This window comes from Serratia proteamaculans (assembly GCF_946227095.1).
In the GTDB taxonomy this organism is placed as follows: domain Bacteria; phylum Pseudomonadota; class Gammaproteobacteria; order Enterobacterales; family Enterobacteriaceae; genus Serratia; species Serratia proteamaculans_E.
Window position 1 is genome coordinate 224,131 of the sequence record NZ_CAMISV010000001.1, and the last position, 18,794, is coordinate 242,924.

Annotated in this window: 18 protein-coding genes and 1 tRNA gene; 13 read left to right on the plus strand and 6 right to left on the minus strand. The window is 52.9% G+C overall.

Translation table 11 applies throughout. The features are described 5' to 3' along the window. The first annotated feature begins 387 nt into the window (after positions 1–387). Entirely contained in the window at positions 388–2,382 is a 1,995-nt protein-coding gene (locus OC597_RS01280; protein ID WP_261253516.1) for a BCCT family transporter, read from the plus strand. A 124-nt stretch (positions 2,383–2,506) separates the two neighbouring features. Here OC597_RS01280 and OC597_RS01285 read toward each other — a convergent pair. Continuing rightward, positions 2,507–2,594, minus strand: a tRNA-Ser gene (locus tag OC597_RS01285). Between the two features lie 228 nt (positions 2,595–2,822). Here OC597_RS01285 and yccA point away from each other — a divergent pair. Continuing rightward, complete coding sequence (gene yccA, locus OC597_RS01290) at positions 2,823–3,482, plus strand: FtsH protease modulator YccA (RefSeq protein WP_004942825.1); 660 nt, start codon at positions 2,823–2,825, stop codon at positions 3,480–3,482. Positions 3,483–3,593: 111 nt separating this feature from the next. Further along, the gene (gene tusE / locus OC597_RS01295) at positions 3,594–3,923 is read left to right on the plus strand and encodes a sulfurtransferase TusE (RefSeq protein ID WP_112350359.1); all 330 of its coding nucleotides are present in this window, start codon (positions 3,594–3,596) and stop codon (positions 3,921–3,923) included. 7 nt (positions 3,924–3,930) lie between these two features. Here tusE and yccX read toward each other — a convergent pair whose 3' ends face one another. Beyond that, the gene (gene yccX / locus OC597_RS01300; protein ID WP_085116122.1) at positions 3,931–4,209 is read right to left on the minus strand and encodes an acylphosphatase; all 279 of its coding nucleotides are present in this window, start codon (positions 4,207–4,209) and stop codon (positions 3,931–3,933) included. A gap of 92 nt (positions 4,210–4,301) precedes the next feature. Here yccX and rlmI point away from each other — a divergent pair, with 92 nt between their 5' ends. Together rlmI and hspQ are read left to right on the plus strand one after the other, a co-directional pair. Next, complete coding sequence (gene rlmI / locus OC597_RS01305) at positions 4,302–5,492, plus strand: 23S rRNA (cytosine(1962)-C(5))-methyltransferase RlmI (RefSeq protein ID WP_099061699.1); 1,191 nt, start codon at positions 4,302–4,304, stop codon at positions 5,490–5,492. Positions 5,493–5,553: 61 nt separating this feature from the next. Beyond that, complete coding sequence (gene hspQ, locus OC597_RS01310; protein ID WP_020826181.1) at positions 5,554–5,871, plus strand: heat shock protein HspQ; 318 nt, start codon at positions 5,554–5,556, stop codon at positions 5,869–5,871. Between the two features lie 59 nt (positions 5,872–5,930). Here the strand turns inward: hspQ and OC597_RS01315 are convergent, their stop codons facing one another. Next, positions 5,931–6,344, minus strand: coding sequence for a CoA-binding protein (locus tag OC597_RS01315; RefSeq protein WP_261284150.1), 414 nt, complete (start codon positions 6,342–6,344; stop codon positions 5,931–5,933). A 261-nt stretch (positions 6,345–6,605) separates the two neighbouring features. Here OC597_RS01315 and OC597_RS01320 point away from each other — a divergent pair, with 261 nt between their 5' ends. Further along, positions 6,606–7,277 carry a DUF2057 family protein gene (locus OC597_RS01320; RefSeq protein ID WP_261462256.1) on the plus strand — a complete coding sequence of 224 codons (672 nt, stop codon included), beginning with the start codon at positions 6,606–6,608 and terminating at the stop codon, positions 7,275–7,277. Positions 7,278–7,401: 124 nt separating this feature from the next. Beyond that, positions 7,402–7,860 carry a methylglyoxal synthase gene (locus OC597_RS01325; protein ID WP_261284148.1) on the plus strand — a complete coding sequence of 153 codons (459 nt, stop codon included), beginning with the start codon at positions 7,402–7,404 and terminating at the stop codon, positions 7,858–7,860. Positions 7,861–7,893: 33 nt separating this feature from the next. Here OC597_RS01325 and helD read toward each other — a convergent pair whose 3' ends face one another. Beyond that, positions 7,894–9,948 carry a DNA helicase IV gene (gene helD / locus OC597_RS01330; protein WP_262207087.1) on the minus strand — a complete coding sequence of 685 codons (2,055 nt, stop codon included), beginning with the start codon at positions 9,946–9,948 and terminating at the stop codon, positions 7,894–7,896. Positions 9,949–10,114: 166 nt separating this feature from the next. Between helD and OC597_RS01335 the strand changes: the two genes are divergently transcribed. Both OC597_RS01335 and yccS read left to right on the plus strand, forming a co-directional pair. Continuing rightward, a complete protein-coding gene (locus OC597_RS01335; protein WP_099061704.1) occupies positions 10,115–10,567 on the plus strand; it encodes a YccF domain-containing protein in 453 nt (150 codons plus the stop codon). A gap of 26 nt (positions 10,568–10,593) precedes the next feature. Next, on the plus strand, positions 10,594–12,729 hold the full coding sequence (yccS, locus tag OC597_RS01340; RefSeq protein ID WP_261253507.1) for a YccS family putative transporter: 2,136 nt from the start codon (positions 10,594–10,596) through the stop codon (positions 12,727–12,729). Here yccS and OC597_RS01345 read toward each other — a convergent pair whose 3' ends face one another. Further along, complete coding sequence (locus OC597_RS01345) at positions 12,730–13,389, minus strand: TfoX/Sxy family DNA transformation protein (RefSeq protein WP_261253504.1); 660 nt, start codon at positions 13,387–13,389, stop codon at positions 12,730–12,732. Positions 13,390–13,621: 232 nt separating this feature from the next. On the opposite strand from OC597_RS01345, the gene sulA reads away from it, so the two are divergent. Both sulA and ompA read left to right on the plus strand, forming a co-directional pair. Next, positions 13,622–14,128, plus strand: a complete 507-nt coding sequence (sulA, locus tag OC597_RS01350; RefSeq protein WP_261424452.1) for an SOS-induced cell division inhibitor SulA — start codon at positions 13,622–13,624, stop codon at positions 14,126–14,128. 357 nt (positions 14,129–14,485) lie between these two features. After that, positions 14,486–15,565 (plus strand): porin OmpA, encoded by a 1,080-nt coding sequence (gene ompA / locus OC597_RS01355; RefSeq protein WP_262207092.1) that lies wholly within the window; start codon positions 14,486–14,488, stop codon positions 15,563–15,565. Between the two features lie 116 nt (positions 15,566–15,681). On the opposite strand, the gene matP is transcribed toward ompA, so the two are convergent. After that, the gene (matP, locus tag OC597_RS01360) at positions 15,682–16,140 is read right to left on the minus strand and encodes a macrodomain Ter protein MatP (protein WP_099061708.1); all 459 of its coding nucleotides are present in this window, start codon (positions 16,138–16,140) and stop codon (positions 15,682–15,684) included. Between the two features lie 209 nt (positions 16,141–16,349). Here matP and OC597_RS01365 point away from each other — a divergent pair, with 209 nt between their 5' ends. Both OC597_RS01365 and fabA read left to right on the plus strand, forming a co-directional pair. Beyond that, complete coding sequence (locus tag OC597_RS01365; protein ID WP_261253501.1) at positions 16,350–18,086, plus strand: AAA family ATPase; 1,737 nt, start codon at positions 16,350–16,352, stop codon at positions 18,084–18,086. A gap of 83 nt (positions 18,087–18,169) precedes the next feature. Then, a complete protein-coding gene (gene fabA, locus OC597_RS01370) occupies positions 18,170–18,688 on the plus strand; it encodes a bifunctional 3-hydroxydecanoyl-ACP dehydratase/trans-2-decenoyl-ACP isomerase (RefSeq protein ID WP_261253500.1) in 519 nt (172 codons plus the stop codon). The last annotated feature ends 106 nt before the right edge of the window (positions 18,689–18,794 follow it).

The window sequence follows — 18,794 nt, forward strand, 5'->3', positions numbered from 1 at the left end:
ACGGCACATCCCTCTGGTTCAAGCCACTGTTATAGGGGTTTCTCTCATGATCTGCTCTACCCCGCCGCTAAAAGCCCCTTTCCTACCGCTGACGCCCGATAGCCGCAGTCTGCTGTGGTGTTGATGTACAGACAGGCATTACTCGGCCATGCTGTCTTATCCCTTCGAAAAGAGTGAATTGTCTTTCCTGTGCGCTCTCTTTTCATATAGCGAAAACATCTAACAAAACCACTTAAAATAGCCGTTTTAACCAAAAAATGTCAATTACCTCGTTTTTTCGCTATACTCGCCGAGTTAAATTTCTCGGGCAGCCGTTCGCCCACTTTTTATGGAGCTGTTTTAAAGGATTAACCCCCATTCCCTAACGGACTAGCTAGAAGGTATTCTATGAGCCAAAACGACACTGAAATTGTGGCACGTCGTAGCCATATCAATCCTCCGGTATTTTTTATCTCTGCCGCTTTAATCATCATCCTGGTGGCCTTTGCCGCCCTGTACCCCGAGTTAGCCGATCGCAAATTCAAAGCGTTGCAACAGGGTATTTTCACCAACGCCAGCTGGTTTTACATTCTGGCGGTCGCACTGATCCTGCTGAGCGTGACCTATCTGGGTTTGTCGCGTTACGGCAATATCAAGCTTGGGCCGGATCACGCCCAACCCGACTTTAGTTATGTTTCATGGTTCGCCATGCTATTTTCCGCCGGGATGGGCATCGGTCTGATGTTCTTTGGCGTCGCCGAACCGGTGATGCATTACCTTTCTCCCCCTGTCGGAACGCCGGAAACAGTGGAAGCGGCTAAACAGGCCATGCGCCTAACCTTCTTCCACTGGGGCCTGCATGCCTGGGCGATTTATGCCATCGTGGCGTTGATTCTTGCCTTCTTCAGCTATCGTCACGGCCTGCCGCTGACGCTGCGTTCTGCGCTGTATCCAATTATTGGCGATCGCATCTATGGGCCGATTGGCCACGCGGTAGATATTTTTGCAGTGATCGGTACCGTGTTCGGCGTCGCCACCTCATTAGGCTACGGCGTCTTACAGGTTAATGCTGGTCTTAACCACCTGTTTGGCTTGCCGATCAACGCCACGGTACAGGTAGTGCTGATCGTGGTGATCACCGGCCTGGCGACGCTGTCAGTGGTGTCCGGGTTGGATAAAGGCATCCGCATTCTGTCCGAATTGAACCTCGGCCTGGCGGTGCTGCTGCTGGTCCTGGTGGCTGCGCTCGGCCCAACCGTGCTGTTGCTAAAATCCTTTGTAGAAAATACCGGCGGTTATCTTTCTGACATCGTCAGCAAGACTTTTAACCTGTATGCCTACGAGCCGAAATCCAGTAACTGGCTGGGGGGGTGGACGCTGCTGTATTGGGGCTGGTGGTTGTCCTGGTCGCCTTTCGTCGGCATGTTTATCGCCCGCGTTTCACGTGGACGTACCATCCGTGAATTCGTTACCGGCGTGCTGTTCGTTCCTGCAGGCTTTACGCTGCTGTGGATGACCGTGTTCGGCAACAGCGCCATTAATCTGATCATGGCCGAAGGGGCGCGCGATCTGGCTGACACGGTGCAAAATGACGTAGCACTGGCGTTGTTCAACTTCCTGGAACATTTCCCGTTCTCTAATATCTTGTCATTTATCGCTATGGCCATGGTCGTAGTATTCTTCGTCACGTCGGCGGATTCGGGGGCGATGGTGGTAGATACCCTGGCTTCCGGTGGTACCGACCAAACTCCGGTCTGGCAGCGGATTTTCTGGGCCGGCATGATGGGTCTGGTCGCCATTGCCCTGTTGCTCGCCGGTGGGCTAAGCGCGTTGCAAACCGTGACCATCGCCAGTGCCCTGCCGTTCTCGATGATCCTGCTGGTGTCGATCTACGGGCTATTAAAGGCCTTGCGTATCGACGCCTATAAGCGCGACAGCCAGGTGATGACCACCATTGCACCGACTGCCGCACGCAATCCGATCTCATGGCAAAGGCGCTTACGTAATATCGCCTACTTCCCGAAACGTTCTCAGGTAAAACGGTTTGTCGGTGAAGTGGTTCAACCGGCTATGACGCTGGTAGAAGCAGAATTAGCCAAGCAAAACACCACGTCCTCGATTGATGATTCACAGGACGATCGCATCCGTTTCGAAGTCGATTTGGGTGAAGACCTGAACTTTGTCTATGAGGTGCGCCTGCGGGCTTACATTCAGCCGGCCTTTGCCCTTGCCGGGTTGAAAGACGAAGAGCGTGATGAGGAACATAAGTACTACCGGGGTGAAGTCCACCTGAAGGAAGGGGGCCAGGATTACGATGTGATGGGCTGGACGCAAGAACAGATTATTCACGACATTCTCGACCAATACGAGAAACACCTGCACTTCCTGCATTTGGTTCGCTAGTTCCCCGCACTACTCTTCTATTCAGCCGCCCCATCCGGGGCGGTTTTTTTATGCCATAAGCACGGCGAGTCATTTTATAGGCATAAAAAAACCCCGCGCTCTAAGAGCACGGGGTCATAATTTATGGCGGAGGAGCAGAGATTCGAACTCTGGAACGGTTTCCCGTCGACGGTTTTCAAGACCGTTGCCTTCAGCCACTCGGCCACCCCTCCGCAACGAGCCGAACTATAAACACAGCTGATCCGCTTGTAAAGCCTATTACCGTTCAACCGAGCGAAAAAACAGCAACTGGCGCGCAAGCGTTGAAGAAACCACCAGCGCCGGTTCAATGTTGCAGCAATGATGACTAAGGGTAAAGATTGGTAAACAAACTTTAATCAAACGCTTGCGCTGCCTATCATCGTCACTAATTTTGTGATGACCTGATAAGAGAGATCATTATGGACCGTATTGTCGTCTCATCCTCCTCGCGTGACTCGCTACTGAGTACACATAAGGTTCTGCGTAACACCTATTTCCTGCTTTCGCTGACGCTGGCTTTTTCTGCGCTCACCGCAACGGCCAGCACCATGCTGGGGCTGCCGGCACCGGGCCTGTTGCTGATGCTGGTCGGTTTCTATGGGCTGATGTTCCTGACCCATAAGCTGGCGAACAGCCCTGCGGGCATTCTGGCAGCTTTCGCGCTGACCGGTTTTATGGGTTACGCCCTGGGGCCGATCCTCAGTTCGTTCATTAATACCGGAGCCGGTGACCTGATCATGCTGGCACTGGGTGGCACCGCGGTGGTGTTCTTCTGCTGTTCGGCCTACGTGCTGACCACGCGCAAGGATATGTCGTTCCTGTCCGGGATGATGATGGCCGGTTTTGTGGTGCTGCTGGTTGCCGTCATCGCCAACCTGTTCCTGCAGATCCCTGCCCTGCATCTGGCCATTAGCGCGCTGTTTATCCTGTTCTCCGCCGGTGCCATCCTGTGGGAAACCAGCAACATTATCCACGGCGGCGAAACTAACTACATTCGCGCCACCGTCAGTCTGTACGTGTCGCTGTACAACATGTTCATCAGCCTGTTGAGCATTCTGGGCTTCGCGCGCAGCAACTGATTCAACGTCTGAGAAATACCCAAAGCCCCGCTCCGGCGGGGCTTTATTTTTTGCAGCGACAAAAGTTTGCTAAACTGGCGGCCGTTCTGAATTACCCGTTACCGAGGCAGTATGTTGGAGTATGAAGGTCAGGTTATTGAAACCGACGCACAGGGTTACCTGAAAAACAGCGCGGACTGGCATGAGGCCCTGGCGCCGCTGCTGGCCGCACAGGAAGAGATAATACTGACCGAGGCACATTGGGAAGTGGTGCGTTTCGTCCGCAGCTTTTACCTGGAATTTAATACTTCACCGGCGATCCGCATGCTGGTCAAAGCCATGGCGCAGAAATACGGTGAGGAGAAAGGCAACAGCCGTTATCTCTACCGCCTGTTCCCCAAAGGCCCCGCCAAGCAGGCGACCAAAATTGCCGGCCTGCCGAAACCGGTAAAATGCATCTGACACCCGGCTAATAGCGAATGCTGAAGCCTTGATAATCGGCGGTGCCTCGCGGTTCCACCAGCACGCGATCAACACGTGCGCTGCGCGGGCCGCCATTTTTCAGCCATTCCACCAGCTTATCCACCTGAGGTTGTTCGCCGCAGGCCACCACTTCAACACTGCCGTCATCAAGATTGCGCGCGTATCCGCTCAATCCCAACGCCGTCGCATGATGCTGGGTGTTATAGCGAAACCCTACCCCTTGCACTACGCCATAGACATACGCAGCAATGCAAACTTGTGTCATAATCGCCCCCTTATCGACTTACATTTATGGTATTGCCTGTGCGTTTGCACGGCGATGTCACTCTTTTTATCTAGCTGGCAGCATTCTTAATTATGACCGTACGCCTGTATCTCGCCAAAGGACGTGAAAAGTCCTTACTCCGTCGCCACCCATGGGTATTTTCCGGCGCTGTTCAACGAATTGAAGGTAAAGCCCTTTCCGGCGAAACCATCGATATTCACGACGCCCAGGGCAAATGGCTGGCACGCGGTGCCTACTCGCCGGAGTCGCAAATCCGCGCCCGCGTCTGGACTTTCCAGCAAGAAGAAGAGATTAACATCGAATTCTTCATCCGCCGTTTACAACAGGCGCAAACCTGGCGTGATTGGGTTGCCAAACGTGATGGACTGGACAGTTACCGCCTGATTGCCGGCGAATCCGACGGTATGCCGGGTATCACTATCGATCGCTTCCAGAACTTCCTGGTGTTGCAGTTGCTGTCCGCCGGGGCTGAATATCAGCGTGCCGCGTTGATTACCGCTTTGCAGCATTGTTACCCGGAATGTGCCATCTACGATCGTTCAGACGTAGCAGTGCGTAAAAAAGAAGGTTTACCGTTAGCGCAGGGCCAGGTGCTGGGCGATCTGCCCCCTGCTCTGCTGCCGATTACCGAACATGGCATGAAGCTGCTGGTGGATATTCAGCAAGGCCACAAGACCGGTTTTTACCTTGACCAGCGCGACAGCCGTCTGGCGGCACGTAATTACTCCGCCGGCCGCCGCGTGCTGAACTGCTTCTCTTATACCGGTGCCTTCGCCGTGTCAGCCCTGATGGGTGGTTGTACGCAGGTGATCAGCGTTGATACGTCGCAAGCCGCATTGGATATCGCCAAACAGAACGTCGAGCTGAACAAGTTAGATCTGAGCAAAGCCGAATTTGTGCGTGATGACGTGTTCCAACTGCTGCGCGCCTACCGTACTCAGGGTGAGAAATTCGACCTGATCATTATGGATCCGCCGAAGTTCGTCGAAAACAAGAACCAACTGGCCGGTGCTTGCCGCGGCTACAAAGATATCAACATGTTGGCGCTGCAATTGCTGAACCCGGGCGGTATTTTGCTCAGCTTCTCTTGTTCCGGTCTGATGCCAACCGATTTATTCCAGAAAATTTTAGCCGATGCCGCTGTAGACGCCGGGCGTGATGTACAATTTATAGAGCAGTATCGTCAGGCTGCCGATCACCCGGTTATCGCGACTTATCCTGAAGGGCTGTATTTGAAAGGGTTTGCGTGTCGGGTGATGTAACTTGAAATACGCTGTTTTGCCCTCATATAGAGAGCAAGGCACTGTTTCTCAGGAGGTCATCATGATTGCCAGCAAATTCGGTATCGGACAACAGGTTCGGCATAAGCTGCTGGGGTATTTGGGGGTGGTGATTGATATCGACCCTGAATACTCTATGGAACAGCCTAAAGCTGATGAAATAGCGGCGAATACCGATTTACGGTTCGCTCCTTGGTACCACGTGGTGATGGAAGACGAAGAAGGTCAACCGGTGCATACCTACCTGGCGGAAGCACAGTTAGATGGGGAAGCCCAGGACGCCCATCCTGAACAACCATCGCTGGACGAATTGGCGGAATCTATCCGTCACCAGCTACAAGCCCCGCGCCTGCGCAACTGATGCGCCAGGCCTGAGAAACACCCTATAAGGGCCTGGCACTATGCCAGGCCTTTTATTTTTCAGCGCTCCAGCCCCAGACGCGGGATTTCGATTTTAGGGCAGCGATCCATCACCACCTTTAACCCCGCCTCACTGGCTAATGCCGCGGCCTGTTCATTAATAACGCCGATTTGCAGCCACAGTGCCTTGGCCCCTATCGCAATCGCCTCTTGTGCTACCGCGTATGCCGCTTCTGAATTGCGGAACACGTCAACCATGTCCACCGGGTGCGGGATATCTTTCAACGTGGCATAGGCCTGTTGACCGAGCAGCGTTTGCCCGGCCAGTTTTGGGCTGACCGGCGTAACCTGATATCCCTGCGCAAGCAGATAGGCCATCACACCAAAACTGGGCCGCGCCGGATTGTCACTGGCACCCACCAGCGCAATGGTTTTTACCTGCTGCAGCAGGCTGGCAATGTCGTTGTCTTGCATTTTCCGCTCCCAATTTTCGACGGGGAATTTCCCTGTTTCGAGTGTAACCCATTGACCTTAAATCGGCTAAACGCAGGGTTACGGAAACTCCCGGCGACTTTTGCGGTCTGATGCTGTCACTGCCAGCATTTGCTGGCCAAAATAATGTCAAAATGAATATAAATGTGTACATTTGTAACTTAAACCACGATGCTGAAAAACTTTGACACAACCTGTGCCGTGTCCAACACTGATAGCGATGCTACTTATAAGGAGATAACAATGAAATTTGGTCTGATGGTTGCGGGGCTGCTCAGCATCAGTATCAGCATGCCTGCCGTGGCTACGACCCTGAAACTCTCCCCTGACATCGACCTGCTGGTGGTCGACGGCAAGAAAATGACAGGATCGTTGTTAAAAGGCGCCGACAGCCTGGAGCTGGATGGCGGGCAACATCAGTTGCTGTTTAAAGTGGTCAAATCTGTACGCTCGGGGCAAAACGATCAAACGGCCTATACTTCACCACCGCTGATCGCCACCTTCAATACGCAGAATGTCAGTTCCGTCGCCATTGAGCTGCCGCGCATTGAAAATGTTCGGGACGGTCAACGATTTGATAGAACGCTAAATTATCAGGTGATTGATAAAAATGGCAACGCGCTGGTAATGAAACACGATGTATTGCACCCCGATGGCGTCACGCTCAGCGTCGACCTGGAAAAGGTGATGGCGGATTACAACAGTCAGAAACGCCCCGCTTCCGTAGCGGCTTTCACCCACGTTCGTGCTGCTACCCCCTCCTCGCCACTGGGCAGCGCAGCGTTAAACTCCCCCACGGTAACGCTGAAAGGTGAAAACGTTTCCGAACAGATGCTGCAATACTGGTACCAGCAGGCGGACAAAGAAACGCAAAAACGTTTTCTCCATTGGGCCAATAAGCAGGCAGCGCACTAAGTAAGATTGCTGACGCCTTTATTTAAAGGCGCGCTTTCTTCGCATTTTCAGGTGTAAACGCTAGGCAGTGAAAAACAGTTTCAGTAATCTGTCGCACATCACCCGATTAGCGAAGGAAATCCAGATGGAATTTACCACCCGCACTATCGCCGCGCGCAAACACATTGCGCTGGTGGCACACGATCACCGTAAACAAGCTCTGCTGGCATGGGTTGAAGACAATAAGGCCGTGCTGGAACAGCACCAACTGTACGCCACCGGCACCACCGGCAACCTGGTGCAACAGGCCAGCGGCATTCCGGTACACAGTATGCTGAGTGGGCCGATGGGGGGCGACCAGCAGGTTGGCGCACTGATTGCCGAAGGCAAAATCGATATGCTGATCTTCTTCTGGGATCCCTTGAACGCAGTCCCCCACGATCCGGATGTGAAAGCCCTGCTGCGCCTGGCGACCGTGTGGAATATCCCCGTCGCCACCAACCGCTCAACCGCAGATTTCCTGATTGACTCTTCACTGTTCAAAAGTGAAGTAGAAATCGCCATCCCTGACTACCAACGCTATTTGCAAGATCGCCTGAAATAACCCTTTAGGCCTGGTTGCCACCAGGCCTAAAGCTTAGGGCTTCTTCTGCGACGATACGCCAAGACCCTGCAGTTGTTCTACGAACACCGACGGACGATCGCGATCCTGTAATAGCCATACCTGATGTTTGGCGCGAGTCAGCGCTACATACAGTAACCGCCGCTCCTCTGCATCCGGGAAGTCTTCCGGTTGCGGCAACAGCACATCTTCCAATATCGACTCACGCGCAACCGCTGGGAAGCCATCGTTGCCTTCATGCAAACCAGCGATAATCACATACTCAGCCTGCTGCCCTTTGCTGGCGTGGATGGTCATAAACTCAATGGTCAATTTAGGCCAGCGGGTCGCCGCTTTTGACAATACCTGCGGCTTCAGATGATGGTAACGCGCCAGTACCAGGATCCTTTCTTCCGGCTTGGCATAACCGCTCAGCTTATCCAACAAGTTTTCAAGCTGTTCATGCGGCAACAGAACTACCGATTTCTTATTGCCTTTACTCAGGCTGTTCAACGGCTTTTTCAACTGGTGCGGGTTCTGCTGCACAAAGCGGTTCGCTACCTCACCGATGCGCTCATTGAAACGGTAAGTCGTATCAAGCGCGCACTGAGCACCTTCGCCAAAGTTATCGGCAAACGCCGTGGTTAGCGTCAGTTCGGCCCCGCTGAAGCGGTAAATAGCCTGCCAGTCATCACCTACCGCAAACAGACAAGTTTGCTTGTTCTGTTTACGCAGTGCTGCCAGCAATTGCGCACGCTGCGGTGAGATATCCTGAAACTCATCCACCAGGATGTGCTTCCATGGACTGACAAAGCGCCCTTTCTCCAGAATATTGACCGCCTGATGGATCAGGCCGGAGAAATCTACAGCCCCTTCCTCTTTCAGCGCACCTTTCCAGGCTTTGAGCAAGGGCGCCATCAGCCGGATACGTTTTGAAAACAGGTCACGGATCTCTTCATCCGCCTGTTCGATCATTTCCGCCTGGCTACCGCCGTGCATCCGCATCAGTCCCAGCCAGCGTTCGAGCCGACCCGCCAGCCGTTCAGCCAGGCGTTTGTCTTGCCAAAAGTCGCCTTCCGGCACTTCCCATTCCAGCTCTTCAGTCAGCCATTGCCGCCACCCTTTGGCCTGAGCTTTTTTCTCTGCACACTGCTGCTGCCAATGCGCTATCAACAAAGCTCGTCGAGCCTTGCTGTCCGTTTCCAGCTTACTGATCGCCGGCACTTTACGGTTACCCTGCTGGATAATCTGCAGCGCCAGCGCGTGGAAGGTTTTGGCCTGAATCGCCACGTTGCCCAAACGCTCCTGAATGCGCTCGTTCATCTCTTCCGCCGCTTGACGACCAAAAGCCAGCAACAGTATTTGCCCGGGTTCAGCCTCCTGACGGCGCAGCAGCCAGCCGGCTCGCGCCACCAGTACCGAGGTTTTACCGCTGCCGGCCCCGGCCAGCACCAGCACCGAGTCTTCACCATTGACCACTGCGCGGCTTTGCGAGTCGTTCAGCGGTGAGGTTTCGATGTTCTGGAAGAAATCGTGGTAGGTCTCCAGCATACGTTCAGTCCACTGCTGGTTACGCAGCCCTACGCTGCGTAACCCCTGCTGTAGCCATTGCTGACAAAGCTGATAATCATCCCGGCAATTGTCGAATTGATCCAACCGCGCCACCGGCATCGGTAATGCGCCGAAAGACTCGCGTATTTGTTGCTGCAATTTACCCAGCTCGGATTTTTTAAACCACTTGTCCTGCTGTTCAACGCGCTGAATATGTTCAACCTGCTGGTGCAACACGCCGGCGCTGACTTCGCTCATCTCGGCGCTCCACTGTTGCCAGGCCTGCTGGAGATGATGATAGAAGCGCTGAGTTTCCTGCCATTCGGTACCGTGCAGGCGCACCACTTTTTCATCCGGTAGCTCAAACTCCAGCTCACCCCAGACGATGCCTCGCTTACACCTGACATAAATCAACTGATTGAAAGAAATAAGATATTCATGTTTCTCACCGCTCACCTCAACACCGGCGTGCAGCAACCGCACACGGTTGTAAGGATGCTGAGCCAGGTGTTTCCCCAGCGATGTCGCTTTAAGTTCCATATCGTCGCGCCATGACTATGTTGAGATTAAATAACGGATATCTGCCAGTTTACCTGCGATAAGCAGTGGCACTCTAGCGCTAAAAAAAGGGTAGAATAGATTTTGCGTTTTGATAGCAAACGCAACCGCATCGCGGTTTGGCCATCATTAGAGCAGAATGACGACTATGCGTACTGTACTGAATATTCTTAATTTTGTGTTAGGCGGCTTTTTCACCACCCTTGGCTGGCTGGTCGCAACGGTGTTTAGCGTGCTGCTGATCATCACCCTACCGTTAACCCGCTCCTGCTGGGAAATCACCAAGCTGTCGTTACTGCCTTTCGGCAACGAAGCGATTCACGTTAATGAATTGTACCCGGAAAAAAGCAATGCGCTGCTTTCCGCCAGCGGTTCACTGCTGAATATTGTCTGGCTGATCCTGTTCGGCTGGTGGCTGTGCCTGTCACATATTGCCGCCGGTATTGTGCAGTGCGTGACGATTATTGGTATTCCGGTGGGCATAGCCAATTTTAAAATCGCCGCTATTGCCCTGTGGCCAGTTGGACGCCGCGTGGTATCCGTTGAGATGGCGCAGCAGGCCAGAACTGAAAATGCCCGACGTCAGTATCAGCAGCGTTAATTTTTTCTCCGCCTGAGGAGTTTTTCGTGCTCTCTTTTGCACCAGCAATACGCCGTTATGCCTACAACAGCAATCTGCTTTATGACCTGCGCATTTTTATTGCGCTGGCCGGCGCAGCCGCCGTACCCTGGTGGCTCGCCATTCCCAAGCTCACCATTCCCCTGACTCTGGGGGTGGTGGCGGCGGCATTGACCGATCTGGATGATCGCCTGACCGGCAGGCTGCGCAATCTGCTGATCACGCTGGTGTGTTTTTTTGTTGCTTCCGCCTCCATTGAACTGCTGTTCCCTTACCCCTGGCTGTTCGCACTCGGCCTGACCACTTCCACCTGCGGTTTTATATTGCTGGGTGCACTGGGGCAACGCTACGCCACCATTGCGTTTGGTGCCCTGCTGATCGCGGTCTATACCATGCTTGGCACTTCAATGTATGACGCCTGGTATCAACAGCCGATGCTGCTGATCATCGGCGCCCTGTGGTACAACCTGCTGACGCTGATTGGCCACCTGATCTTTCCTATCCGCCCTTTACAGGAAAATCTGGCGCGTTGTTACAATCAGTTGGCGAATTACCTGGATGCCAAAGCCAACCTGTTTGATCCCGACGTCGAGCATGACTCAGACCTGCCGTGGATGGATGTTGCCATGGCCAACAGCGCTCTGGTGACCATTCTTAACCAGACCAAAGTTTCATTGCTGACGCGGCTAAAAGGCGATCGCGGTCAACGCGGCACCCGCCGCACGTTGCATTATTATTTTGTTGCTCAGGATATCCATGAGCGCGCCAGCTCCTCACACGTTCAGTATCAGGCACTGAGCCGACAATTCCGTCACAGTGATATTCTGTTCCGGTTCCAGCGCTTGCTCAGCATGCAGGCACGCGCCTGTCAGCAATTGGCACAATCGATTTTGCTGCGCCAGAAATATCAACACAACCTTCGCTTTGAACCGGCCTTTGCCCGAATTGAAGAAGCTCTGACTCGCATTGCCATCACCCCGGAAAACCGTGAACTGACCAAGGCGCTGTCGCACCTGTTGAAAAATTTACGCGCGATTGACGCACAGCTGGCGAATATTGAGTCCGAGCAGGCGTTGGCCAACGGTCAGGTGGAAGAGAATAGCCTGTCGGATGACCGGATCACCGGCTGGAGCGATATCCGCTTGCGCATCAGCCGCCATCTGACGCCGCAGTCGGCCTTATTCCGCCACGCCATTCGCATGTCAGTAGTGCTGTGCGTGGGTTATGCCTTTATTCAGTTTACCGGCATGCAGCACGGTTATTGGATCCTGTTAACCAGCCTGTTTGTCTGCCAACCGAATTACAATGCCACGCGTCGCCGGCTGGCTCTTCGAATTATCGGCACGCTGGCCGGTATTCTTATCGGTCTGCCGATCCTCTATTTCGTGCCTTCTCTGGAAGGCCAGATGGTGCTGATTGTCATCAGCGGCGTACTATTTTTTGCTTTTCGAACCGTGCAATACGCACACGCCACCATGTTTATTACCTTACTGGTGTTGCTGTGCTTTAACCTGCTGGGTGAAGGTTTTGAGGTGGCTGCGCCTCGCGTTTACGACACGATTTTAGGTTGTGCCATCGCCTGGGCAGCGGTCAGTTTTATCTGGCCGGACTGGAAGTTCCGCCAATTGCCAGCAGTCGTCAGCAAAACGCTGAACGCCAACTGCCGTTATCTGGATGCCATTCTGGTGCAGTATCATCAGGGTAAAGACAACGGCCTGCCTTACCGTATCGCTCGCCGGGATGCACATAACAGCGATGCAGAGTTGGCTTCGGTGATATCAAATATGTCTGCCGATCCCAAAGCTAATAAGGAAGTTCAGGAAGCAGCCTTCCGCCTGCTGTGTTTGAACCACACCTTATTGAGTTATATCTCGGCGCTGGGCGCTCACCGTGAGCGCCTGAACAACCCCGCTACGCTGGACCTGCTGAATGATGCGGTTTGTTATGTCGATGGCGCCCTGCATTGGGAGGGACAGGATGAACAACGCGTCACTCAGGCGTTGGCAAGCCTGACTGAACGTATTCGGCACGCTACGCCGGAACCGGAAAGCAAAGATCAATTGGTACTGCAGCAGATAGGGCTGGTGATTGAATTGCTTCCGGAACTCACGATGCTTAATGCGCAAATTGGCAAACCGGCCTAATCACCCGGGGCCTTTTATCAGGCCCCGAACTCCCGGGTTATGTCCGTGGCTAAGCAACGACATGGTCCGCTCAAACCAATGAGTCAGCTCACTGCGCATGTCCGAAGGTAAAGCGGCATGATGATAGCCGGCAATGGCCCCGCCCAAAGAAAGCAGTACCCGCAGGCCCAAATTGCGTTGCTGCTGCAACAAACGAAGATAGCTGCGTTTGGCACCGTTCAGACGCAAATCATAAACATTGCGAATACCCACCCGCCAGAGTAAGCGTTCCATATTGATGTCGATGTTCGGCAAGGTTTTCAGTCGGCCCTGGTTATCCGTTTTCACCTTAAGTTCCCGGCGCGCTTCCCGAATAGACTGCCAGGCTAATCCTACAAGTTCTCCCCGGTCCCGCCATAGCGTTTCATCAACCCAGTAATAACGCATGGTTATGGGCACCCCGCGCTTTGAGTAAACCATATTCACCATACCACGTGCGCGAAAGGCCGGCTCCAGGCTATCCGTCGCACGAAGATACATCTCCCCTTCGGCGATCACGGCAAACATGACGCCGTCGGCCAGTATCCCGTAGCCCCCGAATTGTGAGCGTGTGGTGATACCACCTAGTGCGTAAAAATAAGCTTTGGCCTGTACGATCCTTCCCGTTGATGTCCCTTTCATAGCGTTCTCCTGGTGTGGGTTACCCTTCTATTATTCCTCACATCAATGAAATAAAGGTAACGTGAACAAGTAATTAGAAAAATACGCACTATCCGCAGTCATGCCAATCACAAAAGTCCGTCGTATAAAAAATAATCGCAATTATGCGAGGTACCACGAAGATTTGGGTTGATCTTAATCACAACAGGAGGTACTGTATAAACATACAGTAACACTACGGGCGGGATACTTTATGCGTACTCAATCACTCTACAAAACCAATTTCAGCCACGGCTCTTTTGCGGTGAATAAAACTGCAGAAAGCACGGATGCCGGCAAAGAGAATGGCCTTATCAGTGAACTTGTTTACAACGAGCATCAGCCTGCAGTGGCGCAATTATTGCTGCCTCTGTTACAGCAGTTGGGTATGCAGTCACGCTGGTTGTTATGGCTGACCCCACAGCAAAAACTGAGTAAGTTGTGGCTGCAACAGTCCGGTTTACCGGTGGGAAAAGTGGTGCAACTGAGCCAAATTCATCCGCTGGACACGGTTGAAGCGATGGAAAAAGCGCTGCTGACGGGTAACTACAGTGTAGTTCTTGGATGGCTGCCCGATCTTACAGAAGAAGATCGTCTAAAATTAAGGCGTGCAGCAGAATTAGGTAACGCTTATGGGTTCATAATGCGTCCTCAACGTGACATAAACCCGATTCACGGACACTGTTCCACCCTAAAAATTCACTCTTCTTTGTATCATTAAGTAAATTTAGGATTTTTCCCATCATTTTCATCTCCCTGCAAGGGAACCTTTATGGGATCAGGGACAAAGCGAGTGCGGCTGCGGTTCCGCGTCCTAAAACCAAGGTTAAAATGCTCGTTTTTTTGCCGGTTAATGTTAGTAAATATGTATGTTTCTGCGTTTTTTTTTAGAGCTTTATCACATCACACTTGTAACTTTCGCGCCACGTTGTAGACTTTACATCGCCAAGGTTGCTCTATAACGCCAGATAAACTGGCCGAGTAACAAACGAGGGCTCAAACCTTGGCGAAGGAATTTAACCAAGGGCTTAAACAGCTTTAAAGCTCATTGCCTATTTGGATGATAACGAGGCGCAAAATGAAAAAGACAGCTATCGCATTAGCAGTGGCACTGGCAGGTTTCGCAGCAGTAGCGCAAGCCGCCCCAAAAGATAATACCTGGTACACTGGTGCTAAACTGGGCTGGTCCCAGTACCATGACACTGGTTTCTACGGCAACGGTTACCAGAATGGTATCGGCAATGGTCCGACCCATAAAGATCAACTGGGTGCTGGCGCGTTCCTGGGTTACCAGGCGAACCAATACCTGGGCTTCGAGCTGGGCTATGACTGGCTTGGCCGTATGCCTTACAAAGGCAGCGTGAACAACGGTGCTTTCAAAGCACAGGGCGTTCAACTGGCCGCTAAACTGAGCTACCCAATCATGGACGATCTGGACATCTACACTCGTCTGGGCGGCATGGTATGGCGTGCAGACTCCAAAGCTAACTACGGCAATGGCACTCGTCTGAGCGACCACGACACCGGCGTTTCTCCTTTGGCAGCAGTTGGTGTTGAATACGCACTGACCAAAAACTGGGCTACCCGCCTGGACTACCAATTCGTTAGCAACATCGGTGATGCAGGTACTGTTGGCGCACGTCCAGACAACACCATGCTGAGCCTGGGTGTTTCTTACCGTTTCGGTCAGGATGATGTTGTTGCTCCAGTTGCTCCAGCACCAGCTCCGGCTCCAGTTGTTGAAACCAAGCGTTTCACTCTGAAGTCTGACGTGCTGTTCAACTTCAACAAATCTACTCTGAAAGCACAAGGCCAACAGGCTCTGGACCAGCTGTACACTCAGCTGAGCTCCATGGATCCTAAAGATGGCTCTGTTGTAGTTCTGGGTTACACCGATGCAGTAGGTTCTGAGAAATACAACCAGAACCTGTCTGAAAAACGCGCACAAAGCGTTGTTGATTACCTGGTATCTAAAGGTATTCCTTCAGACAAAATCTCTGCACGTGGTATGGGCAAAGCTGATTCCGTCACTGGTAACACCTGTGGCTACAAAGCTGGCCGTGCTACTAAAGCACAGATCGATTGCCTGGCCCCAGATCGTCGCGTAGAGATCGAAGTTAAAGGTATCAAAGACGTTGTAACTCAGCCACAAGGCTAAGCTACCACCTCTTAGTAAAAAACCCCGCAATGCGGGGTTTTTTTTCGGCCAAATTATATAGGGCGTTGGCGACAGCAACAAAAAGCCCCTTACACAGTCGGGGCTGGCTGGTAGGTTTACTCTTTGTCTTTACCGAGAATGGCTTTTAAATCCTGCTTGAGTGACGACATCTGGCTGTCGTACTTCTCTTTACGTTCCGCATCTTCGATCAACTGCACCACGGTTTCTGACAGCGTCACTCCACGGCGACGAGCGAGCGCGGCCAGGCGCTGCCAAACCAGAAATTCCAGATCGATAGATTTTTTACGCGTATGTTGGTGTTCTGCGTTAAAATGACGCTTACGCCGTGCGCGGATAGTTTGCTTCATCCGGTTATCCAGTTCCGGATTCATATGATGGCTAATCCACGTCAGCACTTTTACCGGCTCATTTTCCAACTTCAGCAGCTCGTCAATGGCTTCCTGAGCAACGCTGTTTTCAATGTGGCGGGTAATAGCTTCCCCTTCCCGGTGCTTTTTCACCAGGTACTTCCATTTCCAACCGCTCTCCAGATTTTCCAGTTGCTGATATTTCATCGTGAGCTCTTCAGTGACCGCGTAACTTTATTAAGCATAACAGCTTTACGCCGAATTTCCCCGGCAATTACACTCCGTTTTAGACTGTTTTTTGCACAGTCATCGTGCGATGTCAAACTCCCTGACATCAACTGTTACTCTGCATCTATCAAGCTGCCGTTATTCTTGTATAATCGCCCTTTCCCTTTTTGACGATTGCATCTAACACTTTGACCAATAACCGACTTGAATGGCAATCACTGTTGCCGGACGTTACGCCTTATCAAGCGATATTTGATACCGCCGCGCAGTTGGCACCCGTGTCCTTTGCCTCTATTCAGCCTCGGCTGGAAAATGCACTGACGCTGTTTTGCCATCCACAGTCACCACCGCGTTTCATGTTGTTGAAAGCGCAGGAAACGCGTGAGTATCTGGCGCTGATCGCCCATGCAGTTGAACAACTGCAGCCGCAGAATACCGCGTTCAAGGGCAGTCATTATGTGATCCAGGGCAGCAAGGTCAGCGTAGAACCCGCCAGCCAGGGCGATGAACCCTTTGCCGCCGGTGGTGCCTGCGTGTTTCAAGAGTGGGTTGAGCCGGAACAGCTGTTTGGCTGCGTCCGGATCCACAATGATGAAATCAACCTGCAGCCCGGTCTGGTGCATCAGGCCAATGGTGGCGTACTGATCCTGTCTGCACGTTCTCTGCTGGCTCAGCCGTTACTGTGGCTGCGTTTAAAGCAGATGATCACCCAACGTCAGTTCCACTGGGTTTCCCCGGATGAAACACGTCCTCTGCCGATCACCATTCCTGCCATGCCACTGGAGTTGCGACTGATCGTTGTGGGCGATCGTCACGGTCTTGCCGATTTCCATGATATTGAACCGGAACTGAGCGAACAGGCAGTCTACGGCGAATACGAAGAAGATCTGCAACTCACCGAAATCGATGACATGGTGCAATGGTGTGGCTACGTCAATGCCCTTATTGATGAGAAACAACTGCCGCCGCTGGCAGCTGATGCCTGGTATCCGTTGATGATCCAGGCGGTCCGTCACAGTGGGGACCAAGGCAACCTGCCACTTTCCCCTCTCTGGCTCGGCCAGCAACTTTCTGAAGCTGCGCTTTATGTCGAAGAAGAGAACATCACCGCCAAAGCGTTTGAAGCGGCACTGAATGCTCGCGAATGGCGTGAAAGCTACCTTGCCGAACGGATGCAGGATGAGATCGAACTGGGCCAAATCCTGATTGAAACCGAAGGCGAAGTCGTCGGTCAGATCAACGGCCTGTCGGTGTTGGAATACCCGGGCCATCCACGCAGCTTCGGCGAACCCTCCCGTATCAGCTGTGTCGTGCATCTTGGCGATGGTGAATTCACCGACGTTGAACGCAAGGCCGAGCTTGGCGGTAATCTGCATGCCAAGGGCATGATGATTATGCAGGCGTTCCTGATTTCCGAACTGGAACTGGACCAACCGCTGCCCTTCTCCGCTTCCATCGTGTTTGAGCAATCTTATGGCGAAGTGGACGGTGACAGCGCCTCATTGGCCGAGCTCTGTGCACTCATCAGCGCACTGTCACTGCAGCCGATCACCCAGCAAATTGCGGTAACCGGCTCCGTAGACCAATTCGGTAATGTGCAGCCGATTGGCGGCGTTAATGAGAAGATCGAAGGCTTTTTTGAAGTTTGCCAACGTCGTGGTTTGACGGGTAAACAGGGCATCATTCTGCCCGCCACCAACGTGCGCCACCTGTGTCTGCGCCAGGACGTCGTCGATGCGGTGCGCGAAGGGCAATTCCATCTGTGGGCCGTCAACAGCGCCGCAGAGGCCTTGCCATTACTCACCGGTTATCCCTACTCTGATGAACAGCAGCCGAACTTGTTAGCTGCCATTCAGGAGCGGATTGCACAGGTGAATCCGCAGGAACGCCGGCGCTGGCCGTGGCCACTTCGTTGGCTCAACTGATTCAGCCACGGCTGATCGGACTTGTTCAGCGTACACGTGTAAGCTAAGATGCGCCCTTCAATAAAATAAGGTTTACTGAGAACATGGTAGAAAAACGCGACTCCTATACGAAAGAAGACCTCGAAGCATCCGGCCGTGGCGAGCTGTTTGGCGCCGGTGGCCCGCCGTTGCCGGCTGGTAACATGTTGATGATGGACCGCGTGGTCAAAATGACCGAAGACGGTGGTACCCACAACAAGGGTTATGTGGAAGCGGAACTGGATATCAATCCGGACCTATGGTTCTTTGGTTGCCACTTTATCGGCGATCCGGTGATGCCGGGCTGCCTGGGTCTGGATGCCATGTGGCAGTTGGTAGGTTTCTACCTCGGCTGGCTGGGTGGCGAAGGTAAAGGTCGTGCGCTGGGCGTGGGTGAAGTCAAGTTCACCGGTCAGGTACTGCCAACCGCGAAGAAAGTCACCTACCGCATTAACTTCAAGCGTGTGATCATCCGTAAACTGATTATGGGTGTGGCAGACGGCGAAGTCCTGGTCGATGGCGAGGTCATTTACACCGCCAGCGATTTGAAAGTGGGCCTATTCAAGGACACTGCGGCGTTCTAACCGCAGCCACGGCGACCTTTCCGGTCGCCGTTTATTTTTCCCCGCCGTTATTATGTTGTGCCTGTGATACTCAGGTTCATAGCGGCTAAACAGTGACTACAATTAT